The sequence below is a fragment of the Paenibacillus sp. FSL R5-0749 genome (assembly GCF_038595085.1).
Classification (GTDB): domain Bacteria; phylum Bacillota; class Bacilli; order Paenibacillales; family Paenibacillaceae; genus Paenibacillus.
This window is the reverse complement of record NZ_CP152005.1, coordinates 3,369,448-3,395,123: the sequence shown is the minus strand read 5'-3', so window position 1 is coordinate 3,395,123 and position 25,676 is coordinate 3,369,448. Positions and strand designations below refer to the sequence as shown.

Sequence of the window (25,676 nt, the reverse complement as noted above, 5' to 3'; positions counted from 1 at the left end):
AACGATATCACTATTTTAATGAGATTAAGGAGGTTGAACTTTGCTCACACGCATGAATGTCTTTACCAAAATTACATTGTTGTTTGTGATGCTGCTTATTTTGGTATTGTTTCTCTACACGTACTCGAACCGGGAAAGCGTACGAGTTATCGAACATGAGATCCAGAACAACACGATGAATCATCTTTCGACGTTTGCGGATTCAGTAGAATCCAATATATACCAATTGTCATTATATGGAATGTCTATTGGACAAGATTCCAGTATTCAGGAATATCAACGTCCCGACTACAAGGACGTACCTTATGAACGTGTAAAAGTCGGAAGCGCCATTCTGGAGAAGATGAATCTGTATAACGCAGCGAGTAAATGGCACTCGACGATTACGCTGTACTTCCCCCGGATGAAGAAAGTGATATCAACGGATTATTATGCCTATATTCCCTATAGGGATAACGAATTCACGGAGCCGCTGTCCCAGTCGTGGACCTATGCCGATCATCAGTTTATCTGGTATACGACCGATCCAACGACAGCGATGGCGAAACCCGGCAAAGCTCGGTTAATTACCAAAATCAGTTTTCCGGATTACCATTTAACCGCACTGCTGAATCAAAACAAGTTAAACAACAAGGGTGATCCGTTTATGTTCCACCCGGATTATGGTTTAATCAGTAATAGCTCCGGAAAGGATACCTTGAAGGCCATCCTGCCTTCTCTGAAAGAAGCAGATCTGAAAACCAGTGGTGGATTCAGCACAACGTTGAACAAGACGGAATATTACGTCTCTTACATTCAATCCAAGAGCCTTGGCTGGTACTATGTTGACTATGTTCCCATGCAGCAAATATTAAAACCGATTACGAGCAGCCGGAATCTCTTTTACGCTTCAATTGCGGTTCTGATCGTGATGAGCGTTGTTGTGCTGTATACACTCTATCGCAGTGTGCAACTTCCACTTCTACAGTTAGTGAAAGGAACGAATCGTTTATCCACCGGGGATTTTTCCGTTCGGTTGCATCATACGGCGAGGAATGAATTTAGTCTTTTATTTGCACGTTTCAACATCATGGCACAACGAATTCAAGAGTTAATCGAGAATGTATACGAGGAAAAATTGAGAAGTCGCGAAGCCACGCTTAAACAGCTTCAATCGCAGATTAATCCGCATTTTCTCTATAACTGTCTCTTCTATATCAAGAACATGGCCCGAATGAAAAATGAGAAAGCTGTGGTAGCCATGGCACTTAATCTGGGAGAGTATTACCGATACATAACCAGGTCTGAAAAGGATCAAGCCACGCTTCGGGAAGAGTTGACGATGGTCAAAAATTATTTGGAAATTCAGTCACTGCGATTGGAACGAATGCATTTTACAATCGACGTCCCCCATGCTATTTTGGATAAAACAGTTCCCAGACTGACCCTTCAGCCTATTATTGAGAACGCTATTATTCATGGTTTGGAACCCAGATCCGAGAATGGTGAGATCAAAATTTATGCCGATTGCGAGAATGATGTGTACACGATTACAGTGGAGGATAGCGGGCTTGGCATGTCTGATGAACAGCTTGAACAATTAAGGAATAATCTTACCAAACCGCTGGATGAGAACATGGGATGTGGCACATGGAATGTCCACCAACGCTTGTCTTTTCTCTATGGTGATGGATCAGGACTGGCCTATGATCATTCTGAATCAGGTGGGATCAAAGTTAACATCGTATGGCACGACAATACTAACAAGTAGGTGAGCAACTCATGCTGCAATTATTACTAGTGGACGATGAACGATCAGTCGTGGAAACGCTGGCCGAGACCATTCCGTGGGAAAGCTGCGGGATTGGCACAGTACACGAAGCCTTATCCGGTTCGGTAGCGTTGGAAATCATGGAAAACCACGACATTGACATTGTCATTACAGATATACGAATGCCCGAAATGTCAGGTATAGCGCTTATTACAGCGATTCATGAAAAATGGCCCCATGTACAGACGATTCTGTTATCAGGTCATGCTGATTTTGAATATGCAAAACAGGCTATCGCCCAGGAAAGCTTTGATTACTTGCTAAAACCGGTTAGCGATGAAGATCTTATTGAAACGGTCCAACGCCTCGTTCATCGAATAAAAGAAAAGTGGGAAACGGCAGCCTCCCATCAACGAGCTTTACACGCCTTTCAGGATCACCTGCCCTTGCTTCAATCCACAATGCTGCATGAATTGCTGACTGGAAAAGTCTATGATCCGAAGACACTGGCAGATAAGCTTGATCTGCTGGAGCTTCCCTACTCCATAGGTGAAGACCTGGGTATGCTGGTTATTCGCATGGAGAAACATCTATCTGAAATGGCACACGGTGACCTTGCCCTAATGGAATATGCGATATGTAATATCATTAGTGAAGTGATGCATAATCATTTTCATATCTGGCACACACGAGACGTTCACGATTACATTGTTGTTCTGGTTAGCATGAAGCACTCCACAACGATGAGCTATAGCAGGAACGAGACACCTCAGACCCTGCTTGAGCAGTATGCTGCCCAGATTCAAACGAATGTTAAGTTATACTTGAAGGGTGCGATCTCGATTTCTGTCTCTAACTGGGGCAAGTTCCCTCACGAAATAGGGGAAATCTATGAGCGGGCCGTTATGTCCATGCGTAAACGGATGGGGCAAGTTCAAGGCTTGTTTGTCACAGCTTCCGATGAAACGGACGCCAATCCGCTTCATACGATCAGGTCACTTTATCAGCCGCCAACGTTGATCAGTCTATTGGAAGCTGGGCGGTTTGAGGATGTGGAACAAAAAATCAGGCATATTTTTGAGGAATTGCTGCATTCGAGTGAACATCATGATATTGCGGAGTCAACCATTGAGGTGTATTTTGCGCTTGCTGGTGCATTTGCGTACATCATTCATAAAAATGGTAAACAAATATCATCATTGATTCCAGCCGAGTCCAATCGTTATTTTCATGCTCCCAGCTATTCTACTGCACAGCAGTTGCAGGACTGGTCCATACGTACGCTTTATTACATACGAGATGATGCCGAACAAGAGCTCAGAGACAATCACAGCACCATTGTACGCAGCGTCAAGAGTTTCGTAGACCTTCATCTGGCCGGAGATGTATCACTGCCTGCCATTGCCGACCATGTGCATCTGCATCCAGTATACCTGTCCAAGGTATATAAGGCGGAGACCGGTGAAGCACTTACTGCCTATGTATACCGATTAAGGATGGAGAAAGCGGCCTATCATTTGCGAACGTCAACTGCCAAGGTATTTGAAATTGCTGAACTTGTCGGTTACAACAATACCGCCTATTTCATACGAGTTTTCAAGAAATTTTATGATCTTACTCCTCAAGAATATCGGGAAAATCTGCCGGTTTAGGCAATACTCCGACCAGACTTTAACGTTTTGCCAGACTCACCGTTTTCCCCGTTTTCATAGTGCATAGCAAAAGGCATTGCCGGAGTTCATATCCAGCAATGCCTTTTGTCTGCTTATGTGAGCACGATGCATCGAAGTAATACTCGCGTCTCAGTCCTCGTACTATTTTCCGCTTTTCACGGAATCATACCACTCGTTAACTTCTTTCGTAATCTGATCTCCGCCGGAAGACTTCCATTTCTCAACAAATGAGTCGAACGCATCCACAGAGGTTTTGCCATATACAATTTGAGAGAAGGTATCCTTCTCCATCTTCGTCAAAATATCATTGTTCATCTGCATCGTCATGGAAGGTGCACCGGTAAACATCTGATTGAACACGATATCTTTTTGATCCAATACAATTTTGGCTGCATCAAGCATAGGTGTAGGTACACCTGATTTGATTTTTTTCTCAAAAGGCGTTGTTGGTTCTTCACCACTTGCCAGCTTCGCGAGTGTTGTCATGCTCAAACTCGGAATACGCGCTCCATCAAAAGTTAACGTGTACTTCTCGGGAGCGTAACCGCCCGTTAGACTTGCATCAGTTGATGGTTTCCCATCGACCATAACCCAATCGTATCCTTCGGCAAATCCATGTTCGAACTCGTCGCCTTCTTTAGGATTTGCATAGTGATCAAAGAGATAGTTCTGATAGGTGAAAAAGGCTTCCGGATTTTTCATGTCTTTGTTAATCAGAACTACGCCGTTTCCATTCGACGTACCATGTCTCCCTGCCTGACCATTCGGACCGGAAGGAATCGGGTACGCTTTGTATTCAGCCTCAGGATTGTTTTTCTTCACATCCTCCAGTGGCCAGGATGGCATCCAGTGAGGACCTACCACAATACCTGCTTTTCCAGCAGTAAATTCTTCGGCTGCCTTTGTCTCGTCATACACACCGGCTTCTTCCGGGATATATCCTTTGCTCATCCAGCTTTGTAATTTGGCTAAAGCCTGTTTCGCACCGGGTGTCACGGAGCCGTATTCAAGTTTTCCATCTTCCGTCAGATTCCATTGGTTCGGCATGGTACCATAAGCGCCAAATACCCATCCGGCTTCTGACATCCAGGTGTTAAGCCAGTTCTTGAAGCCAATGGTCAATCCGTAGGTATCCTGCTTCCCATTGCCATCTGGATCTTGGTTCGTAAACGTTTCCATAATAACTTCAAGATCATCTATGGTTTTAGGTGCTTCCAGATTGAATTTCTTCATCCAGTCTTCACGGATCCACATGACAGGATCGCCGTTATAGGCATAGTCCAGAATGGGAATACCGATTCTTTTTCCATCTTGCATGTATGGATACCATACAGAAGGATCTTCGTTTACGGCTGCTTTCCATGTATCGCTTGCATATTGGTCAAACAACTCGCCAGCATCGACAAATTTTCCAGACTCAATCAATTCACGTACCAGATTGAACTCGCCGCGATACGAAATGATGTCAGGCATTTCAGCATTGGACGCCAGTGATAGGCGCAGCTTTGTCTCAAATGCATTATTGGTGGAAGGAGATATCCACTGGTTTTTCAGCTCAATACCGAGTTTCTCCTTGGCCCATTTGGTATGCACGTTGTTATCCTGATCCTCACCCGGCTTAAACTTCACATCTGGACCCCATGGCCGTAAATATGTAATAGATACGGGTGGATCATATTTCCCATCTTTGAGCTCCAACGTTGTCGCCGGTGCACTCGTTTCTGTCTGTTTGTCGTTTCCGTTGCTGCATCCGCTCAAGGCTGCTGATAGGGCCAATACACCAATCATGACCAAGCTGCCTACGCGTCTCTTTTTACTTGTGTCCAACTTCGTTCCCCCAGTCTATGTAATGTTGCTTACACGTTAATCATAATGAATGAATGATATTTATGCCCATACTAATATTGCAACATTTATTGCATTAATTTAGGATATTGGATATTGAATATATAGATTGAATAATTACAACACACTTGAAGACAGTAAAAAAGCAGCCGCTAAGGGCTGCTTCAGTCTGCTTAATTACTTGTATACTTAACCCAATCGTACTCTGCATACAGCGGATTGGCACCGTTGTAAGGACCGAGCCAGCTATCTACACCCGTTCCATTCCAGAGATTCATCATAATTTTGCCCGGTGTTTTTGGAATATTACTGGTTGCCGTATGCTTCAGGACACCATCAACATACCATTTGATATGTCCCGGCTGCCAATCGAATGCATACGTATGGAAACCTTGGGATGCATCAAAACCCAGATTGATAATCTGCTCATGATTGCCAACCCCATTGGTATAATAATTAAACTGCACTTTGGTGGTGTCCTTCCCTAAAAATTCGATATCAATTTCATCCCATTGGGTGCCATGTGAGGGACCTGTGTATGTGAAAAATGAGGAAACCACACCTGTGTTCTTCGCAGGTTTCATACTGACTTCATACAAGCCGTACCCATACGTATTCGTGGATCGGTACTCTCCGCAATCGAACTTGTTTTGTGCAGAACTGGTCAACCCAAGCTTAAGCTTTCCATCACTTGTGAAATTGACATTGTTAGCCCGCCAGGTACAGTTGAACATTCCCCCATTGGAATACCCATCCGCCTTTTGCCATGTACTTGCGTTAAAATAGGTTAGTGGTTCCCAGAACACATAACCCGCGAAAGCGCTTACTGAAAAAAACAATGAAACAATACCTGTTACCGCCAAAGTATACCAAGACTTCCTCTTCATCATACACCTCCATGAATGATTCCAACATGTAAAAGTTAATATTACTGAGTGCAGGTCAATAAGGTAAAGAGAACTGCACTGCAACTAATAGATAGCGCTTACATGGTTGGTATTTCCATTTTATCTGGAAGCAGAGTGGTACACTATAGAAAATTTCAAAGCAGAGATATTCATTTTTTAAGATTTCCGTAACTAATTATGACACGCTAAGACTATGCTGATTTTATAAATGAAATATTTAATATAATGAAGAGCCTGCCCCTCGACATCGAAGGAACCAGGCGCTCTATCAATACCATTTTTACATGTAGCTCAACATTTTGGTTTCTTTAGACCCTAGATCATTTCTATTTCGCTCCAGTGTCAAAGTAACCTAATAGCGGTTCTTTGAGATAATTGTTTTATTCAATAATATAAGAGCATGACAACTGGACATTATTTTATTATAACAATTCAGAATATCCGATCAGATATCTATTCAACGAGGAAGCACTTCAAGTACTTTACCACTTCCATCTTCGATAATACGTATACTGTTGTCATCGATGAGTTGAATGGTACTATCTTCATTTAAAATCTCATGCTGCCCCGTTACCCCGTGAGCAATGGATTTGCGAACCAGACCTTTGTTTTTGAATACCAACGTGTAAAGATCGTAGTCTTCCGTTTTTCGGTTAGTATGTTCTATGATGACAATAAGTAGATTTTGAGGACTCCGCTTAAAATTGATCTTGAGATCATGGGTATTTACATTCATATCCTTTATACCTAATGGAATCAGACTCTTTTTTCCAGTAACTGCATTCGTAATCTCAAGATCACCTTTTGCAGCACGAATCATATAGATGTATCCCATGTTGCTACCATAAAAAGTATCGGTATAACTACTCAGCCCAGTCACGGTTACCTTGTTCGTCTTCGTATCTTGATGAGTCACTTCCCCGTCCATAGCAGTTGCAAGAAAACTAATCGGTACATAAAGGTTACTAATATACCACACAGGTTCACTGCCCATATCTACTTTTTGACCATCCACTTCGGCAATTTTACTTCCCAAGTGCACTACAATATGCTTCTGACTGTTCTTCAGTACGGCCGTATTATCATCTTCCATCCCCCACGGCAGACCTGCCTTAATACCAAGTGAGAACAAGCTTCCGTAAGTGATTCCATCCTTGTGTAACGTCTCAACATGGTTAATACGGCCGTCCGCCCACTGAATTTCCAAATTAACGTATTTTTTTGCTGCTTCAGATTTTTGAGCCCCCAGTGGTAATAAGACGGACATCACGAATGCAACGACAACTACTTTTTTCAAATACTTCATTTTCACATCGACTCGCCCCATTCATGTGATTTTTAATCTTATAATAGTAACGTTAGATTCCAAATAAAGTTTGACTCCATTCTCATTATCATTTAACGAGTTAATCCGGTTCAACTAGAGTCGGAGACTTGGTTCCTGGTAACAAAAAAAGCCGCTAAAATAGCGACTTTTAAGGGGATTCATTTATAACCCGAGATCATCAGCGAGCCCTTCAACACCTGTGAAGATGGAATCTCCGTAGCCCCAGAAGTTGTTGAAATCAATAATGTAGATTTTCTTGTTTTTAACTGCATTGATGTTCTGTACCTGCTTGTTGGATAGCAGTTTTTCAATTGTCTGTTCAGGATCAATGCCACCAGCATACCTGGAAATAATCAGGGCATCCGGATTAATCTCGATTAACTTCTCCAGACTGAGTGTGCCGGTTTCATTAATCAGCATATTATGCATATTGATCAATGACATTGCACTTTCAATAAACGTATCTCCGTTTCCGTTGTAGATTCCAATGGTTCCATCACCATTATCTGAAAAAGATGCATAGTTGATCGTTTCAGCGCTAGCTCGGGCCGACAACGCAGTCTCACGCGCTTTTAGTGTCTCAATATATGCCGCTGCATTCGCTTGTACGTTGAATATCTCACCTAATTCAGTAATATCCTGATACAGACTATCTAACGATGCATCAGGAACACTGGTGCTTTGTACGTACGTTTTAATCCCCATATCATTCAAGCTGCTTACTGTACCGACGCCCCAATCCGCATCCTCAAACAATCCACCTCGTCCCACAACAAGGTCAGGCGAAGCACCTATGGTCAATTCCTTACCTACATAGCCTTCAGCCAGCACAGGAATTTTTTTGAATTCATCAGCAATATCATCAGGCACACTGCCGAACAGTGCTGCTACACCTACAAGTTTGTCTGTCAAACCCAAGCGAATCATCAGCTCGGCTGCACCTTGGGTATTGGCAACTACTCGTTCAGGTGCCTTGTCAAACGTTTGATCCTTCTTCACCCATGTGCCGTTCTCTGTTGTATAGTTTGAAACGGTCACCGGGTAAGTTGTTTCAGCAGGTGTTGAAGCGTCTGCGTCGGTTTGTTCCCCGTTTGTTGCTGTATTCGTGTCGCTGCTCTCTGCAGCTTGCTGTGAGCTGCCATTCGTGTCTTCGCTGCCACCATTGTTATTGGAGCATGCTGCGAGTACAACAACTACAGCAATAATACAAAATAATATTCCTTTTTTTAACCATGTGGACATTTAATTCTCTCCCTTTTCCATTCATATTTTTCTATTTGTGCATTATGTAAAATAGTTAATGTCAGTATACAGCAAATGTCGAATTTCGTAAATGATAATCATAATCATTCTCATTTGATGACTACACAGCTATTCTTTTCTTCGCCTTTTTGCTTGTATTTGTCAACAATAACCAAAAAGCCGATCCATTTTGTCTATGGATCGGCTTTGCTTGACACTATTCATACTCCAGCTGTTAAATCTGTTCTTACCAACCGCGGTTCGACATGCGCTCTTCTGGAGCCAATTTGGAAATTTCGATCCCTTTCATAGGGGCGCCCAAGTTTTTGGATACTTCGGCAATCAGTTTGTAATCCGTGTAATGTGTTGTAGCTTCAACGATGGCACGAGCGAATTTCTCAGGGTTATCTGATTTGAAAATACCTGATCCTACAAACACACCATCTGCTCCAAGGTGCATCATTAGTGCTGCATCCGCCGGAGTAGCTACACCACCTGCTGCAAAGTTTACGACAGGAAGTTTGCCATTTTCATGAATTTCGCGGAGTAACTCATAAGCTACACCCAGGTTTTTGGCTTCAGCATACAGCTCGTCCTTGGACATGTTTTGCACTTTGCGAAGCTGGCTGTTAATTAGGCGCATATGACGAACTGCCTCTACAATGTTGCCCGTTCCTGGCTCGCCTTTTGTACGAATCATGGATGCTCCCTCGCCAATACGGCGAAGAGCCTCTCCCAAATCTTTGGCTCCACATACAAATGGTACAGTGAACTCATGTTTATCAATATGGAACACTTCGTCTGCAGGAGTAAGAACTTCACTTTCATCGAGATAGTCCACACCCAGTGATTCAAGCACTTTGGCTTCTATGTAATGACCGATACGTGCTTTGGCCATAACTGGAATAGACACAACTTTCATAACTTCTTCAACGATCGTTGGATCTGCCATGCGGGCTACTCCGCCGGCTGCGCGAATATCAGAAGGCACCCGCTCAAGAGCCATAACTGCTGTTGCCCCTGCCGCCTCAGCGATTTTAGCTTGCTCTGCGTTCATAACGTCCATGATGACGCCACCTTTTTGCATCTCAGCCATTCCTCTTTTTACACGATCTGTACCTGTTTGCATAATTGTAGACCTCCTATTAACTTTGGGGTGATTTTCAATAAAGGCATCGCTCTAAACTATGATTTAGTATAAAATGAGAATGGTCATATAAAAAGATCCAATAATTTCGATTTTTATTGTACCACTTCAATGATAACTCTGGAGGGCATATGCAATTTCATGTAGCTTACAGTTCATACTTAAACCGAAAATATACCAAGATGAAGGCTCTTTATCATGCGATTCGTGATGCTATTCATGAAGGCAATCTAATATATGGTGAGAAGTTACCCTCGACCAGAGAATTAGCTGCGACGTATCACATTTCCCGGGGAACCGTGAATCAAGTGTATGATACGTTGACTGCGCAAGGTTACATTCTTTCAGAGCATGGAAGAGGAACCTTTGTCGCGTATCAGTTGGATTTGAACAATGATGCGTCCACCGAGAAAACGTGTACCCATCACTTATCAGCCTGGGGGAATCGTATTCAGCAGTTGGGACAGCAGACGATTCAAAGAAATGCACACACCAATAGTTCCAGTATGGAGAGCGACGAAGTGATCGACTTTAGCAAATACCAACCTGATTTCTCCAAGTTTCCTTACGATGAATGGAATAATCGATTGTATGCAGAGATAAGGCAGCGTGAGCATCACCTGGAAACAACCTCAGCTATGGTGAGTTCAACAGGTGAACCGAGATTGAGAGAAGCCATTGCTGCCTATCTTCGGAGAATGCGGGGAATTCAAGTCGATCCGGATCATATCGCCGTGACTGCAGGTTCCATGCAAGCCATAGCTCTACTCACTCAGTTACTTGCAGATCCAGGGGATTATGTAGTAACAGAGAGTCCTTGTTATGTCGGGATATCTCAAGCTATTTGGGCTGCGGGTGCAAAGTTGATTGAAGCCAATCTTGATGGCCAGGGAGTTGTACCTCAAGACTGGGAAGCTCGCATGTTGTTTGTCACGCCATCACGACAATTCCCTACTGGCGAGATGCTCAGCCTTGAACGCAGACAAACCTTGCTGGACTGGGCACATCGGCATGATGCCATGATTGTCGAAGATGACTATGATAGTGAATTCCGATATCGGGGAATGCATGTTGAACCGCTAAAAACACTTGATAAAGCAGGACGTGTTATCTACCTTGGCAGCTTCACAAAAACCTTGCCTTTAGAAGTACGACTTGGGTATGTGGTTCTTCCCCCTACCTTGGCAGACACCTTTAGAAAGGCGCAGGCATTATACGAGCCACGACCCGTCAACCTGATTGAACAACGAGCATTAGCAGCATTTATGACGAGCGGTCAATATGAGCGGCATCTGCGCAGGATGAATCGTCTGTACAGTCGTAAATTCCATCTCTTACTCAAACTGTTGAACCAGCAGCTCTCGACATGGTTTGATTGGGTAGAGAATGAAGCAGGTCTGCACGTGTTTGGCTGGTGGCGAGGTAATGTGACCACTTATGAGGCCTTTCGGGCATCAGCTAGATTACAAGGTGTGGTATACTCAGAAGTCAACAGTTCAACATCTGATGGTACGAAGTATGGGATCTATTTATCTTTTGCACATTTGTCAGATGAACAATTACAGGAAGGCGTATCCAGATTAAAAAATGCCGTGAACACTCCATTGTGAAGTAAATCGTCTCCAAAATGCAGTACAAGAAGATCATCATTCGGAAGGAGGGCGATCGTTATGAATTGGTTGAATGAACTCTATAAAAAAAATCAACGGGAACCGCAAAAGGAAATCGAACGTTCTATGGTTAACGCGATCTTCCGAATATATGACCGGTTCCCCCGAATCGGTCTTAGAGAGCGGATCGGACAGCAAGACATGTCACTCGATATCGCCGATGCTTATATCCATGGACATCATGCGATGATTGAAGCTGGTGTTGGAATCGGCAAATCTTTTGCGTACCTGATACCAAGTCTGCTCACGAATCAAATGTCTCAGAAACCTGTCATTATAGCTACATCCTCCATTCAGCTTTCGGAACAGATACATAAAGATTTAAGGATCATTGGCAGTCGGTTGGGATTCTCAACGGTTCGTTCCGTTGTGGGGAAAGGCATGGGTCAGTACGCTTGCCGAAGCAGGGCTGCGGAATTAATCAGGTCTGATGATCCCTACCCCTCCGTGTCTCCTCTTGCCCAGCGCATATTAGATTATGAGATTGATGAGCGAGCTGATATTAAAGCTGGAGTTAGTGATGCCGAATGGTCCCACGTTTCCGTGAATGATTGCAAATTTGAACGTTGCCAGCATAAAAATGCATGTTTATTTTATGATATGAGAGCAAAATTAAATGCAAAAGCTCACGAGATTGATTTTATTATCGTGAACCAGGATCTGCTCATACGGGATTTGATGAAGAAAAAAGAAGGAACGAAGAGCATCATCTCGGAACAGCCTGCTCTGATCATCATTGATGAAGCGCATAATCTGGAAGCAAAAGTTCGAGACGCCAGAACTCTGGAGTTCACTTACCGGGGAATCTGCCGCGTTCTGGATACCACGGTGCAGCTGCTCACGAAGCAGTCCGGGGATAAAGAGCTCTTTTCACAATCCAATTTTATTAAAAAATGTGCCCGGCATATATTCAAACAGGTAAATGTGGATCTGCTCCACCACGCCAAGCAGGATAACGACCGAATCAAAGTGTCGGAGATCAAAGGAATACCGTTGAACCAAGCGTTGAGTGATTTGAAAGATTTCAGTCTACGCCTTTCCATTTTGACCTCACGCCATGAGCGGGAGATCGATGACGCTTTTGAAGCCATCAACGGGCTTATTGCCCTCATTCATGTCTTGATAGAAAAAGAAGATAACTATCTCTTATGGGCAAGCAGTCCTTTCGGTGCAGCCACGATCAGCATCTGTCCCAAAGATATCAGCCAGTTCCTGAAATACGCCTTATTTAATGACAAGGTGCCTGTAATCCTAACGTCGGCGACGTTGTGCCAAGGCGGAGATACACTGGAGGAACAATACTCATATTTGACACATTCCCTCGGTTACAGAGGGGAGTTTATGGATCGCAAATCCTCCCCTTTTGACTACACCAATCATGCCATGATGTACATCTCGAACAACGTTCCATATTATGACCATGACCAGCGCGAAAACTATCTTGAAGCAGCTTATAAGGAACTGGTTGAACTCTGTAATCTGACTCACGGTAGAACCATCGTCCTTTTCTCAGCAAAGGAGGACATGAAGTACATTCACCAGAAGTTGATTTCAAGGGGAAGTGAAAATACATGGGCAGTCCATGTTCAAAAAGAGGGATCTTCCCAGGACAGTGTTATCGCTGAGTTCAGGAAAAGCAAAGGTGTACTCCTGGGTACCGGAGTATTCTGGGAAGGTGTGAATATCGAGGGTTCTGACCTGTCACAGATTATTATTTTCCGTCTGCCCTTCCCTGTTCCTTCCGATCCTGTGTATGAATATAAGGCATCTGTAACGAAGAATCCGTTCATGGAGGTGTTTGTACCGGACATGCTTCTTCGGTTAAGGCAAGGAACGGGTCGCTTGATTCGTAGTGAAACCGACCTTGGCATACTCAGCATACTTGACTCCCGTCTCAGCGCAGCGGCAAAAAAGAGTTACCGGGAACAAGTGCTGGACACGTTGCCCTTCAAAAATGTGACTGAGTCTTTGGAGGTATTGGAGAAGTTTGTTCAGAAAAAAGGCATAGGACGTACAGATTAGACGTAGTCACCCCAACGACATATAATGTTCAAATCACATGAAACGGCCCTTCTGCCAATCAAGCGGATGGGCCTATCTTAATGCTGGTAGCAAGATATATGCTACAATATATTCCATAGTTATGAATACCGAAGGAGGCATTACCATGGTTGAACGACCTAACACAGATGAATATGGAGCTTTTTATGAAGGTTATATCCGGCTTGTGCCTGAAGGGAACATCATCGAACGCTTGGAACTGCAAGCCAATATCGTACCAACGTTGCTCTCTTCATTAACAGAGGAGCAAGCAAATTATCGTTACGACGAAGGCAAATGGAGCGTGAAGGAGGTCATCGGCCATCTTCTGGATAACGAACGCATTATGAGCAGCCGATTGCTTCGTATCGCCAGAGGTGACAAAACGAATCATCCCGGTTACGATCAGGACGTGCTTATGCAGAGCCATCCCTTCAATGCGTATACACTGGCCGATTTGAGCGAAGAATATGCCGTTACACGCCGCTCAACCATTCTGATGCTCCGTCGCCTCACGCCGGAAGCTTGGCTCTGTAGAGGACTCGTCAGTGAGAATCCTGCTTCAACTCGATCGATAGCATATGTTATGGCTGGACATGAGCTCCACCATTTATCCGTACTTCGCGATCGTTACTCGTTAGATTTGAAATTATAAAATTTGTGCAAAAAGACTTTGAACCTACATTTTTTGTAGGATCAAAGTCTTTTCTCATCAGTCGTTTTATCGTTAAATTAGCGTTCAAAATGAATCAGATGTGCATCTTCTCGCAAAGATAACGTGGCATAATCCTTTAGAATGGGAATGTCCCCATTGAACTCAATAGGTAGTACCACATAGCTGGACTGAAAGTAGTCCGATCCGTTCCAGCGATCCGCAAAGTACAGGTACTCCTCTGATCGCTTCAGCACAAACGCTGGCTGCGTTCGATACGTCGTTTCATCCCCAAAGTCGCTGAGCATTCCCCATGGGCCATCCATCGTATCAGCTATCGCGAACTTCCCTTGATTGGGTTCCCAACCGGTGCAAAATGAACTCAGCATATAATACTTTCCATTCCGCTTGAATACGGCTGGCGCCTCCCGATACTCCCCCTGCCACAACGTTTCGACAAGACGTTCCACATTAAGATAATCCTCCTGTAGTCGATAGATATGAAGATCCGCATTGTCTCTTGCAGCTGAAATGAAATATGCCTTTCCGTCATCGTCCTGAAAGAGTGTGCAGTCACGCGACATATACCCATAGGGATTAAAGCTGCCATGATAAACAAAATGGCTATCCGGATAATCCGAGGTGGCGATGGCGCATGCGGCATCGTTATAATTATCACCATTCTCATAGTGAACCCAAAGTACGAACTTCTTGGTCACCGCGTTGAACAGCACTTTAGGTCGTTCGAGATTGACCTTTCCGCCTTTGTCACTCATTAATCTCAGATTCGTCCGAACTCGAATGGATGCCACTGGAGTAGATATCGTAATGATATGGCTTCGAAACTCCCAGTTGAATAGATCCTTGGAACGATAACAACTCACATATATATCGTCTCTTCGATCTTCGCCATACCAGTAATAATAATCGTCATGGAATAATATATGTCCACCATGGGCGTGGATCGGCTGACCGCTTGAATCATACCAGATGCCACCATTGGTTAATTGATTATTCACACCGTTACCTCTCTTCTCTTCTTTTCTTTTAAAAACATCGTTTAATTAGTACCCAATCCAAATACCTTCACTTCCCATAACCTTGGGGTATACCAGTTGTTAGGGTTATTATGGAGCGTCGCATTTAACATATTAATCCGTACATACCTAGCGGCAGTGTTCGATATAGAATCTGAGGTGAAGCCATAAGATGTATTATTAGTTCGATCCAACGCCACGGTCCAGTTTACATTATCCGTGCTGGTTTCTATTTTATATTTGTAAAATCCTTCAGAGCCTTTTTGCATCCACCAGGAGATTTGTACATTACTCAATGGTTGAACGGAGCCAAGATCGACCTTCCACCAATGTGGCCAGGAACTGCCTGTGCCCACCCATTCGGTTTGATAGTTGCCGTCATTCGCATAACTTGCAGGGTTCGTTCCGGTAGCCGTTTGCGCTGTTGCCGGTTTACCTTGTGACAGGAGTTTTCCATTTTGGACTGGAACTAGCGTATCATCGCTTGTGTTGTACAGGACTTGATCAAAATAATCATAAAATGCATAACCATCGGAGAACCACACGGGAAGCAATCGTTCCTCTGTTGTTCCATTTTGTGTACCTGCCCAACCGAACATCCAGCGATACGCAACCATAACCACGTTGTCACCCGTGTTTGGCTTCACCCGCATAACGGAACCCGACTGCGCCGAGAAGGTTGATGTGTTGCCAATGGTCCGTAATTCAGACCAATCTCCGTCTATGTTTGCTGCGGAAGAATACAAAGGAATACTCGGATACCAACCTGCTGCTTGGGAAGAGAACAAATAATAAATGCCATCCTTTTTGATCATTTTAGGTAGTTCCCTGTGTTGATTTTCATATATAACAGATACTTGATGATCCACATCCAGCCAATCAGAGGTTAACTTATACAGAATCGTGTCCGAATTATTATTGGCGGTAGAGATCAGATAAGCTGAGTCATCGTCATCTTTGAAAATGGAGATATCTCTGGATTCGTTCCCTTCCGGCCGAAAGCTTTTGTGAAATATAAAGTCTTCTCCAGGCGTTGCTGAAGCCACAGATACTCTGGCAAGCGTGTAGTCTGTACTGTTTTCATAGTGAGCCCAAAAAACAAATTTATTCGTAGGCGCATGGTACAGGATGTTAATCCCTTCAAACTTGGAATTCGCCAGATCGGGGTGATCCGTGTAGGAAAGGACCACTTTGTCGTTACCGTATGTGATGTCATCTGTTGACGTCTGTTGAATCATTTCGCCAAAACCGCCTGATGACTTTTGTACAAAGTTAAACCTATAGTAGGTATCCCCCACTTTAAGTTCATTCGGAAGCATCAGAGTGGATTGCGTTGTGTTATCAAAAGTTGTGAGGTTATCTGGAAGACTGTAAGGGGTGTATTCTGGCGAGATCGCAGAGGTTAACAAGGAAGTCCCACCGTATGCCTTCACTTGGTATTTATACGTGTTACCCAAGTTGAGCTCGTAATCATCCGTCGTTATACCTGTTAAGGTCTGTATTAACGTATATGGCGCATTGTTCTCGGATCTGTACAACTCGTATGCAGTCGCCCCCGATACAGGTGCCCAATGGATTTTGGCATTGGATACGTCAGATTCATTTTTCAACACAAATAGTGTTGCAGCTATCTTGGTCTCTTCACCAGCCGCATGAACGGTTTGTGCTGAGGACGTTAAATGAACAGTTAACAACATCAATGCAATGACGACAGCCATCCACGATTTACCTTTGACCATGTCTCATCATCTCCTTTTTTAGGAAACCAACCTCCCTGTTGTTGGAAGGCTGGTTCAGGTGAAAATTGACTTTATTTCAAATTCATCAGTGTCATAACATCCGTCTCGCTGGCTTGGTTGTACCATTCGTTAACTTCTTCGATAACCGTGTCTCCGCCTTTTTCGTGCCACTGTGTGACAAAGGTATCAAATGCCTCAAGCGGCTCATTGCCATATATAATTTTGGTGAAAGTTTCTTGTTCCATGGTGGTCAACTGTTCCCATACATTTTGCATCGTTGGTGTTGGTGGACCATTAAACGCATTGGGCAGCAAAACATCCTTGTTTTCATATGAAATCCGGTATCCGTCCTGGGTCGTTTGGTCCTTTGAAGCGCTTTGAATGAGGACGCCCGTGTCGGCTTTAACACCATTCGCCAGATCATAGTACGATTGGCCGGGACCATCAACACTCGGTGTGTTTTTGGTGAATGCCATCTTCCCAACGCCTTGTATAGCCTCTAATGGCTTATTAAATTTCGTTGGATCAAAAGTCACTTCGTCGTTGACGATATCGTAATCGTATCCCTGAGCGTAGCCGTATTTGAAATCTCCCGTGCTGAACGCTGCGTCGTACATTTTATCGTAGTATAGGAAGAAGGCTTCCATGTTCTGAAAGTCCTTATTAAACATGAACACACCATCGTTCAATTGGGCGGACTGATAGGTCTTATCACCGTTCACGCCTTGAATGGTCGGATAAGCACTAATTTTTGCACCCTCTACGTTCTTCTCTACGTCCTTCACACTGTCGTAAAGCCAAGGACGACCAATGATAATGCCAGCTTTCCCCTCCGTAAAATCGGACAGTGCGTCCCAAGCCCCTTGGGTGGCCAATTCTTTGTTCAAGTACCCTTTTGCATACCAATCGCGTAACTTGGCAAGTGCCTCTTTGTTGCCAGCAGCGACAGATCCATAGGTGAGTTTGCCGTTGTCATTATGCCATTGCCTTGGAAGATGTTTACCCGTGTATGCGCTGAAAATCATGACCGGATCGCTGACCCAGCCTGTGTTGTAGGAATCTTTACCCGAGAATGTAAAGCCGTATGTGTCTTTCTTGCCGTTCCCATCCGGGTCCTCATTGCTGAACGCAGCGATGACTTGCTCAAACTCCTCAATCGTTGTTGGCGCTTTCAAATTCAATTGGTCCAACCAGTCCTGGCGGATCAACATGACTTCGCCTTCCGTCAGATTGGGCGCGATGGCCATCCCGTACACCTTGCCATCCCTAACCACTGGATTGAAAGTGGTCGGATATTGTTTGTATATTTCTTTAAGCCGGTCAGGCATGTAAGTGGAGATGTCTTCCGTAATCTCCTTGACCTGCCCCGACTCGATCAGATCATTGACCAGCATGGTATCATAGACGGGCAGAACGTCTGGCAGTTTTTCCGAACCCGTCAACGCCAGCCGCAGCTTGGTATTATACTGGCTGGCATCTCCGCCCAGCAGGGTGGTTTGGATCTTGATGCCCAGATTTTGTTCACCCCAACGGGTCAAAACATTGTCATTCAAGGTCTCCCCATTGATATACTTTCCCGCATTTTCATCCTGCTGTTTGGCGATGGTGATCGTCATTGGCGGATCATATTTTCCGTCTTTGAGTACCGATGCCGGTGCGGTCTCGGAAGCACTCTCCCCTTTGCTACAGCCAGCCACAAGCATGGCCGACAGTATGACCAGACTTACCGTTTTCCACAAATCATTTCTTTTTTTCATGAATTCATATCCCCTTTACTCTAACTATTCTTTGACGGCTCCCAGTACGATTCCCTTCACAAAATAACGCTGCAAAAATGGATAAACCAAAATGATCGGTAGCGTGCTGACAAAAATTTGAGCTGCCTTGATACTTTGCTCCGACATGGCTGCCACCTCGGACTGGCTCATCGCCATGTTCTGCATGTTGCTCTGCACAACAACGGTTTGTAGGAACGAAGCCAACGGATACTTGCTGGCATCCGACATATACAAAATTCCGTCAAACCAGGAGTTCCAGTGCCCCACCATAATGAACAGGGATACGGTCGCTATGCCAGGCAGAGATAATGGTAAATATATTTTGCTGAGGATGACGAAGAAGGACGCTCCATCAATGAAAGCTGCTTCTTCCAAAGCTTTTGGAATCGTTTTGAAAAAATTGACGAGAAGAATCAGGTTATAAGCACCGAAAGCACCCGGCAGCACAAGAACCCATATCGTGTCTTTTAATCCAAGGGCTGTGATCAATATGTAAGAAGGTATCAAGCCCCCCGAGAAGAGCATGGTGAAGATAAAAAACCACATGAGCACGTTGCGTCCCCGGAATTCTTTGGACAGGGCATATCCGGCACAGATTAGGATAAACATGCTGATGGTTGTACCCAACACGGTTCGAGTAATGGATGTCAGCATGGCACCGTTAAAATTGGAATTGTTGAACGTTTTGACATAGGCGTCCACGTTGAATCCGACCGGCCAAAATGACACCATATTCCCACTAATGGCCGCTTTGCTGCTGAGCGATTGTGCCAATAGATGAAGCAGTGGCAGAAAACACGCCAGACCAGCCAGTATCATAAACGCGTAATTAAAATATGAGAATACTCTATAGCCTGTCGTCTTATGGTACATGATCCCTCTCCCTCCTTGTTAGAATATTTTGTAATTGGCATATTTATAGGCCAGCCTGTAGGAGACAACGATCAAAATCAAGCTGATTCCCGATTTGAACAGTCCAACAGCGGTCCCGAACCCGTATTGCCCGTTTAACAAGGATGAACGGTAGACATAGGTGTCAATGATATCTCCTGTACTGTAGACAAGCGGGTTGTACAGATTGAATACTTGATCAAAGCCTGCGTCCAGAATATTGCCTAGACTCAGGGTAGAAATGACGATAATCATGGGCAACATGCTAGGCAAAGTGACGTATCGAATTTGCTGCCGGCGTGTGGCCCCGTCGATCTCTGCCGCTTCGTAATACGAAGGATTGATCCCGGCAATGGTAGCCAGATAAACAATCATGCCGAAGCCAAAGCTCTTCCACACGTCGCTGATGACAACCGTGAATCGAAACAGATCAGGATCACCCAAGAAGTAAATGGGATCGGTTCCGAAAATCCGGGTCAAGATGTGATTGATGCCTCCGTCTAATCCGAGAATATCGATCATTAATCCTGCCACAGTAACCCAAGACAAGAAATGCGGCAGATACACTAGTGTCTGCACACTTTTCTTAATGCCCATATTTCGGATCTCACTCAGCAAAATAGCCATGACGATTGGAACGATAATGCCGACGATAATTTTGGAAACGGCGATAATCAGCGTATTCACGATTGCTTGTGTGGCTTCTTTGTACTGGAAAATTCGTTCAAAATTATCTAACCCGATCCATCGTGAACCTGTGATGCCAAGCCATGGTTTGTAGTCCTGAAATGCCATGAGCAATCCTACCATCGGGCCATAGGAAAAGATGCAGACAAACACAAAAGCGGGAATACACAGTACGTACAAAGGCCAGCTTTTCTTAAGTTCCTTTTTCAATGAAGATCGCTGGGGAATCTTTGTTTTTGTTTTTTTCGGGGATCTGGCGGGCACAGTTTCGTTAATGTTGCATACCTCCTCTATGATGGCTCTTCAAAAGCGATCCTTGAAGATAAGCTTAACAAAAGCGCTTTCATTCCAAAATGCCAAAATTTCAAGATCATCACCCCAACCTGAAGCAATTTAAAACCGCTTTCATGTATTGCCTATGCTGCCCTTCCGCTTTTCGAAGGTTTGGCTTATATTAAGGATAATGCGATCTGGAGTTTGCACTTCTACGTTTGGCGTTATGAAAGGAACCACATATGATCAGAAAAATGTATATGAAACGATTCATTTATTTTTTTGTTTTTTTTCTGTTGTTAACGTTGAGTTTGTTTTTCGTAATGAATCAATTGAGTTCCAAGACACTGGAAGAAAATCTGATCGGCGCTTCCAAAAACCAGCTTGATTATGTGAAAGGAATTCTTGATGGAGTGATGTACGAGGCAAATATGTACGGGGTTCAGTATGCAGCTGACAGTGATGTCCGGTTTTATCAGAGGCATGTGATCGAGCTGAGCAATTACGATTCGCAAATGAAGAAAAACGATATCGTTGATCGCTTGCGGCAAACGCTTCTATCCAGTCGCTCCATCGAGTCCATCGGCATCTATTGGAAGTCTGAAGAAACATTTCTGTCCACGAACAATACGCCAGAGGCACGAATTCCTTTCAAGGATGTTCATCAACGGGGTTGGCAAATCGTCGGCAATAGCTTGTATTACTTTGCCCTCTATCCTTACATCCAAAAATCCGGACAAAATGAACCGACTCAGTACGTTGTTGGGGTAAAGCTGAATACCGATTATTTGAAAAATCTGCTGAAAAAGGCTGTAAACAATGACAGCTCAAACGCTCTATTTCTGTTTAACACTGATCAGTTATGGAGTGAAAAAGAAGTCGATAACGAACTCTTGAAAGCGGTTACCGATATGGTTTCTCCACAGCCGGAGGTCACTTTAAAATATGATTATCACACCAATTCGGACGATTACTATGTTCTTTCCCGATATATTGAATCCATCGATGCCTATCTGATTACATATACACAGACGAATGATTTCCTGCAGCCGCTTGACCGCAATCGCAAGGTTTTTTTTGCCAGTATTTTAGCCGTTTTTACGCTTGGGCTGGTTGTGATCTTTACGTTTTACCGGAACTATTACCGTAATATTCGTTTGTTGGAGCGAAAGTTTTCACAGGTTGAACAAGGCAATCACAACACGCGTATTACCGAAAATACGGATAGAGAATTCTACAGCCTGTTTAAAAGTTTTAATCATATGGTTACCGAGATCCAGGATCTGTTCGTATCCTTGAAGACCGAAACGGAGCTCAGGCGAAGTGCGGAACTTCAACAACTCCAGGCTCAGATCAACCCTCATTTTTTGTACAATAGTTTGTTTTTCATCATGTCGGTGGCCCAGTTTTCACCTGATTCGGTCATGCGCATGAGCAAACATCTAGCTGAATATTATCGTTATTTAACCAAATTGGATCAGCATGAGGTCACGCTGGAAAGCGAGCTTCAGTTTGCAGAACATTTCCTGATTATTATGGCGCTTAGCAAAAAAATGGAGTACAGCATTGATCTTCCGCCGGAGCTGGCCTCCCTTTCTCTCACGCCGCTGATCATCCAGCCCGTAGTTGAAAATGCGATTCAACATGGGATTGAAGGACAACAAGGTGCCCATCGAGTAACTATTGATGTAAAACAGACGGAGGATGCGATAACGATCAAGGTCTCTGATGACGGGAAGGGTCTTTCACTGGACGATATCCGCAACCTGGAGACTCGGCTTGAGAGCGATTCCCCGCCTGAAGGAATCAAAGGTGTAGGGCTCTGGAATGTAAATCGACGTCTGAAAAATACGTACGGCGAACGTAGTGGGTTACATTTTACTACCAATGATTGGGGCGGCTTGTCCGTCCTGCTGCTCATCCGTATTCCCGAGATGAAAGGAGATAGCTGATATGCGTTTATTAATTGTGGATGACGGACATTACGTCGTGGAGTACATGAAGCATTTGCTCGATTGGAACACTTTCGGCATTGACCAGATCGAGACGATGACCAATTCGATTGAAGCAAGGGACATGCTGACTCAAAATCACATCGACATTCTGATTACTGACATCCGAATGCCCGAAGTCTCTGGTATCGATCTGCTTCAACATATCCACCAACATGGCTTGTCAACCAAAGTTATCATCCTCTCCGGTTACTCCGAGTTCGAATATGCGCAACAGGGAATTCGTCTGGGTGCACTCGACTATCTGCTCAAACCTGTCGATAAAGATGACGTGGAGAAAGCCATGTCCAAAGCCATTAACAATATTGCAAAGACAAGGCCCGCCCAATCTATTGTATGGGAAAACTTCGATGGATTGGCGTTTCTGCTCTCGCTGCTGGGTCATAACGGGACATTAAGTAAGGAGTATGAGGCTTATACTACATTTCTAGGGGGACGCCATTTTTGCTGTCTCAAGCTGGAAGGTTTCACACAAGAACAGGAGAGTGTTATAAAATATGCTGTCGGAGACAAATTGGATCGTCTCGTATGGGCTACTGGAACCCGACTGACTGCTTTTATTCCGGAAGAAGCTGCTGGAGAACTGACTATCAAACTGGAGCAATCGGTCGTGTCTCCTCCAGTTTTGTTAACTGATCGAAACATGACCCGACAGATATTCTACAGGTTCTTCCTTAATGAAGATGTACACTCAGAAGACTTCATAGCCATATTCAACCATTCTCCATCATGTGGTGATGGGGAGTCAGCCGGACACATTATTAAAAAATATGATCATATCCGTTCCCGAAAGCAAAAAGTAATCTTTCTCATGGAGATCATTCGATATGTGTATCTGACGGATAAGGATCGTGATACCACCGAGACCGTGGATTGGATATTCAACCAGTTACAGTATCCTGATGAACTATCGTCAACTCTCATGGAACGGGTCAGTCGGATCACAAACAACAAACAGATGTCCATTCAAACCATCATCGACAAAGTACAAACGTATATCGAAGAGCACCTGTCACATGGCCTTAGCCTGGATGAACTGGGCAAAGTTGCACATCTGCATCCGGTCTACTTTTCCAAACTGTTTAAACAGGAGACGGGCGAAAATGTGTCAAACTACATTTCCAGGAAGAGGCTGGAGAAAGCTTCTCAATTGCTTCAAGATTCGGAACTACGGGTCCACGATATCGCGCAAATGGTCGGTTACAAAAAAAATCAATATTTTATCCAGCTGTTCAAAGTGGAATACGGAGTTACGCCTTATCAATACCGAAGAAATATGATCCATCAATGACTTCGTATGTATAGGTTGTTTTAATGATATGTGTAATGCAGTACGGAAAAAGCCCAACATCCTACTCTTGTGATTACAGAGTGAGTTGGGCCTATTTAGTGCCGTTTAACCTTGAGTTAGGTCGATCATCTTATCGAAGCAATATGAATCTCTGTCATAGCCGTTATGTTCATAAAAAGCATGGGCTTCGATTCGCTTAACTCCGCTACATAATATAATACTTGCTATTCCCCGTTCTTGGGCATAATTTTCAGTCTGTCTTAGTAATTTTGTTCCGATTCCCCTGTGTTGAACATTTCTTTTAACCGCAAGACCTTGAATATGTAGATAACCAATTGGAACGCCAACAGATAAAGCTTGAACAATAGTTACAAATCCGACCACTTCATTTTCTATTAATGCGACAAATGTTTTATAATTCCCTTCCCTATTCATCTCTTCCATAGTCTCTCGAAAGTTTGCAATATTAACATTGCTCATTCCAAGCACATCGTTCCATAAAAAAACAACCTCAGCATAATCATCTGATATTATTTCTCGTATTTTAATATCCATATCTAACCCCCTCAAGATAATATAATCAAACAATCTTCCCTTTCCCTCTAATGGCGCTGTCTGTAACGGCAAGTTATAGGGCCATCCTTTGTGGGGATGACCCATACTATACGCTGAATTTATTCCGTTGTCTTCTTCGTTAATGCCTGCATTTCGCAAACATCAGTGCGTTATTTTTTCTTCACCGGTATCCAGATTTCTCCTGAAACATTTCCATGCCGTGCCATTCCATAATACATTTCGAAAGTAGGGCCCTCAACCTGTTCGTATTCAGATGTCGGAAACCACTCAGAATAGATTCGTACCCATAGTTTTTGCATATCACTTTGCGGCTCGGGGAAAACCGCCCACGTTAATGCTGGGACAGCAAGTTTTGTGAATCTCTCTGGAATCTCAAGTCCTTTAGGTGCATGATAACAGATCATGTATTTGAAAGATTCTTTCGTGTGATCATAGAGGGCGGCATGCAACATGGTATCACCAAAACGTCCCAGTAAGTCATTCATATGATCAACGCTGCCATCATCATCACATTTTATACGGAATTGAGGTACTTCAGCGAATGCTGTTTTCTGATCTGCATTGATAATCCCATATACTCCAAACATCTCAAACGAATCTCTTTGCTCAATACGGTAATTCATTTCGACATCCCCTTTGATTGAAATGTGAAAGGACATTCGAGGATAGGCTTTTAGAGAGTTGCCTGTATTGCGTGCAGATGTAGGCATAATACCATGAAGATTCTTAAAGGCTCGTGCAAACGCCTCCGGCGAATCATATCCATATTTCATAGCTACATCAATAACCTTTGATTCTGTTGTCTGCAGTTCGAATGCTGCCAATGTCAACCGTCGACGTCGAATATACTCCGATAATGATACGCCAGTAATAAATGGAAACATTCTCTGGAAATGATAGGTAGAGCAACAGGCTCTCTGTGCTATTTCATCAATTGAAATAATGTCCGCTAGATTTGATTCGATATATTCCATGGCACCATTCATCCTGTCCAACCAATCCATCGTAGTAGTCCCTCCCTTCAAGGTAAGCTTATGGGAAATACATAATGAATACCTTGCAATTTCTGCACGAAAAAGTCACTCCGACAAAAGAGCAAATTTTCTAGGGATAAATCTTCAATTTATTTATTTGCCTC

19 protein-coding genes are annotated in these 25,676 nt (G+C 43.8%); 7 read left to right on the top strand and 12 right to left on the bottom strand.

Features of this window, described 5'->3' with window-relative positions:
* Positions 1-40: 40 nt before the first annotated feature.
* Both MKY85_RS15005 and MKY85_RS15000 read left to right on the top strand, forming a co-directional pair.
* A complete protein-coding gene (locus MKY85_RS15005) occupies positions 41-1,750 on the top strand; it encodes a histidine kinase (RefSeq protein WP_339242820.1) in 1,710 nt (569 codons plus the stop codon).
* A gap of 11 nt (positions 1,751-1,761) precedes the next feature.
* Positions 1,762-3,402 carry a response regulator gene (locus MKY85_RS15000; RefSeq protein WP_342569871.1) on the top strand — a complete coding sequence of 547 codons (1,641 nt, stop codon included), beginning with the start codon at positions 1,762-1,764 and terminating at the stop codon, positions 3,400-3,402.
* A 162-nt stretch (positions 3,403-3,564) separates the two neighbouring features.
* Here MKY85_RS15000 and MKY85_RS14995 read toward each other — a convergent pair whose 3' ends face one another.
* The 5 genes from MKY85_RS14995 to pdxS all read right to left on the bottom strand — a co-directional run bounded on the left by MKY85_RS14995 (position 3,565) and on the right by pdxS (position 9,877).
* Positions 3,565-5,250 (bottom strand): extracellular solute-binding protein, encoded by a 1,686-nt coding sequence (locus MKY85_RS14995; RefSeq protein WP_339255226.1) that lies wholly within the window; start codon positions 5,248-5,250, stop codon positions 3,565-3,567.
* A 191-nt stretch (positions 5,251-5,441) separates the two neighbouring features.
* Complete coding sequence (locus MKY85_RS14990; RefSeq protein ID WP_253442587.1) at positions 5,442-6,155, bottom strand: glycoside hydrolase family 16 protein; 714 nt, start codon at positions 6,153-6,155, stop codon at positions 5,442-5,444.
* Positions 6,156-6,633: 478 nt separating this feature from the next.
* Positions 6,634-7,482, bottom strand: a complete 849-nt coding sequence (locus MKY85_RS14985; RefSeq protein WP_342573382.1) for a stalk domain-containing protein — start codon at positions 7,480-7,482, stop codon at positions 6,634-6,636.
* A gap of 183 nt (positions 7,483-7,665) precedes the next feature.
* Positions 7,666-8,745: an ABC transporter substrate-binding protein gene (locus MKY85_RS14980; protein WP_342569870.1), complete on the bottom strand. Its 1,080-nt coding sequence runs from the start codon at positions 8,743-8,745 to the stop codon at positions 7,666-7,668.
* Positions 8,746-8,992: 247 nt separating this feature from the next.
* Positions 8,993-9,877, bottom strand: coding sequence for a pyridoxal 5'-phosphate synthase lyase subunit PdxS (pdxS, locus tag MKY85_RS14975; RefSeq protein ID WP_253442583.1), 885 nt, complete (start codon positions 9,875-9,877; stop codon positions 8,993-8,995).
* A gap of 146 nt (positions 9,878-10,023) precedes the next feature.
* Here pdxS and MKY85_RS14970 point away from each other — a divergent pair, with 146 nt between their 5' ends.
* The 3 genes from MKY85_RS14970 (at position 10,024) to MKY85_RS14960 (ending at position 14,257) form a co-directional block, all read left to right on the top strand.
* A complete protein-coding gene (locus MKY85_RS14970) occupies positions 10,024-11,502 on the top strand; it encodes a PLP-dependent aminotransferase family protein (protein WP_342569869.1) in 1,479 nt (492 codons plus the stop codon).
* Positions 11,503-11,562: 60 nt separating this feature from the next.
* Entirely contained in the window at positions 11,563-13,584 is a 2,022-nt protein-coding gene (locus MKY85_RS14965) for an ATP-dependent DNA helicase (protein WP_342569868.1), read from the top strand.
* 145 nt (positions 13,585-13,729) lie between these two features.
* The gene (locus MKY85_RS14960; protein WP_339242808.1) at positions 13,730-14,257 is read left to right on the top strand and encodes a DinB family protein; all 528 of its coding nucleotides are present in this window, start codon (positions 13,730-13,732) and stop codon (positions 14,255-14,257) included.
* Between the two features lie 77 nt (positions 14,258-14,334).
* Here MKY85_RS14960 and MKY85_RS14955 read toward each other — a convergent pair whose 3' ends face one another.
* The 5 genes from MKY85_RS14955 to MKY85_RS14935 all read right to left on the bottom strand — a co-directional run bounded on the left by MKY85_RS14955 (position 14,335) and on the right by MKY85_RS14935 (position 20,494).
* The gene (locus MKY85_RS14955; RefSeq protein ID WP_339255198.1) at positions 14,335-15,273 is read right to left on the bottom strand and encodes a family 43 glycosylhydrolase; all 939 of its coding nucleotides are present in this window, start codon (positions 15,271-15,273) and stop codon (positions 14,335-14,337) included.
* Positions 15,274-15,314: 41 nt separating this feature from the next.
* Complete coding sequence (locus MKY85_RS14950; RefSeq protein WP_342573233.1) at positions 15,315-17,030, bottom strand: discoidin domain-containing protein; 1,716 nt, start codon at positions 17,028-17,030, stop codon at positions 15,315-15,317.
* A gap of 71 nt (positions 17,031-17,101) precedes the next feature.
* Positions 17,102-18,787, bottom strand: coding sequence for a hypothetical protein (locus tag MKY85_RS14945; protein WP_339255195.1), 1,686 nt, complete (start codon positions 18,785-18,787; stop codon positions 17,102-17,104).
* A 24-nt stretch (positions 18,788-18,811) separates the two neighbouring features.
* A complete protein-coding gene (locus MKY85_RS14940) occupies positions 18,812-19,681 on the bottom strand; it encodes a carbohydrate ABC transporter permease (protein WP_342573232.1) in 870 nt (289 codons plus the stop codon).
* 18 nt (positions 19,682-19,699) lie between these two features.
* Positions 19,700-20,494 (bottom strand): ABC transporter permease subunit, encoded by a 795-nt coding sequence (locus MKY85_RS14935; RefSeq protein WP_339255194.1) that lies wholly within the window; start codon positions 20,492-20,494, stop codon positions 19,700-19,702.
* Positions 20,495-20,982: 488 nt separating this feature from the next.
* Between MKY85_RS14935 and MKY85_RS14930 the strand changes: the two genes are divergently transcribed.
* Positions 20,983-22,611, top strand: coding sequence for a histidine kinase (locus MKY85_RS14930; protein WP_339242798.1), 1,629 nt, complete (start codon positions 20,983-20,985; stop codon positions 22,609-22,611).
* Position 22,612: 1 nt separating this feature from the next.
* Positions 22,613-23,962 carry a response regulator gene (locus tag MKY85_RS14925; RefSeq protein ID WP_342573230.1) on the top strand — a complete coding sequence of 450 codons (1,350 nt, stop codon included), beginning with the start codon at positions 22,613-22,615 and terminating at the stop codon, positions 23,960-23,962.
* A gap of 105 nt (positions 23,963-24,067) precedes the next feature.
* Here the strand turns inward: MKY85_RS14925 and MKY85_RS14920 are convergent, their stop codons facing one another.
* Together MKY85_RS14920 and MKY85_RS14915 are read right to left on the bottom strand one after the other, a co-directional pair.
* Complete coding sequence (locus tag MKY85_RS14920) at positions 24,068-24,517, bottom strand: GNAT family N-acetyltransferase (protein ID WP_342573228.1); 450 nt, start codon at positions 24,515-24,517, stop codon at positions 24,068-24,070.
* Positions 24,518-24,687: 170 nt separating this feature from the next.
* Complete coding sequence (locus tag MKY85_RS14915; RefSeq protein ID WP_339302399.1) at positions 24,688-25,542, bottom strand: AraC family transcriptional regulator; 855 nt, start codon at positions 25,540-25,542, stop codon at positions 24,688-24,690.
* Positions 25,543-25,676 lie beyond the last annotated feature (134 nt).

What these genes read in the sequence shown, in the direction of transcription:
- MKY85_RS15000 (WP_342569871.1), top strand. Translation starts at nt 1,762, where the DNA reads ATGCTGCAATTATTACTAGTGGACGATGAACGATCAGTCGTGGAAACG.
- MKY85_RS14990 (WP_253442587.1), bottom strand. Translation starts at nt 6,155, where the DNA reads ATGAAGAGGAAGTCTTGGTATACTTTGGCGGTAACAGGTATTGTTTCA.
- MKY85_RS14985 (WP_342573382.1), bottom strand. Translation starts at nt 7,482, where the DNA reads ATGAAGTATTTGAAAAAAGTAGTTGTCGTTGCATTCGTGATGTCCGTC.
- MKY85_RS14980 (WP_342569870.1), bottom strand. Translation starts at nt 8,745, where the DNA reads ATGTCCACATGGTTAAAAAAAGGAATATTATTTTGTATTATTGCTGTA.
- MKY85_RS14970 (WP_342569869.1), top strand. Translation starts at nt 10,024, where the DNA reads ATGCAATTTCATGTAGCTTACAGTTCATACTTAAACCGAAAATATACC.
- MKY85_RS14965 (WP_342569868.1), top strand. Translation starts at nt 11,563, where the DNA reads ATGAATTGGTTGAATGAACTCTATAAAAAAAATCAACGGGAACCGCAA.
- MKY85_RS14960 (WP_339242808.1), top strand. Translation starts at nt 13,730, where the DNA reads ATGGTTGAACGACCTAACACAGATGAATATGGAGCTTTTTATGAAGGT.
- MKY85_RS14950 (WP_342573233.1), bottom strand. Translation starts at nt 17,030, where the DNA reads ATGGTCAAAGGTAAATCGTGGATGGCTGTCGTCATTGCATTGATGTTG.
- MKY85_RS14945 (WP_339255195.1), bottom strand. Translation starts at nt 18,787, where the DNA reads ATGAAAAAAAGAAATGATTTGTGGAAAACGGTAAGTCTGGTCATACTG.
- MKY85_RS14940 (WP_342573232.1), bottom strand. Translation starts at nt 19,681, where the DNA reads ATGTACCATAAGACGACAGGCTATAGAGTATTCTCATATTTTAATTAC.
- MKY85_RS14935 (WP_339255194.1), bottom strand. Translation starts at nt 20,494, where the DNA reads ATGGCATTTCAGGACTACAAACCATGGCTTGGCATCACAGGTTCACGA.
- MKY85_RS14930 (WP_339242798.1), top strand. Translation starts at nt 20,983, where the DNA reads ATGAATCAATTGAGTTCCAAGACACTGGAAGAAAATCTGATCGGCGCT.
- MKY85_RS14925 (WP_342573230.1), top strand. Translation starts at nt 22,613, where the DNA reads ATGCGTTTATTAATTGTGGATGACGGACATTACGTCGTGGAGTACATG.
- MKY85_RS14920 (WP_342573228.1), bottom strand. Translation starts at nt 24,517, where the DNA reads ATGGATATTAAAATACGAGAAATAATATCAGATGATTATGCTGAGGTT.
- MKY85_RS14915 (WP_339302399.1), bottom strand. Translation starts at nt 25,542, where the DNA reads ATGGATTGGTTGGACAGGATGAATGGTGCCATGGAATATATCGAATCA.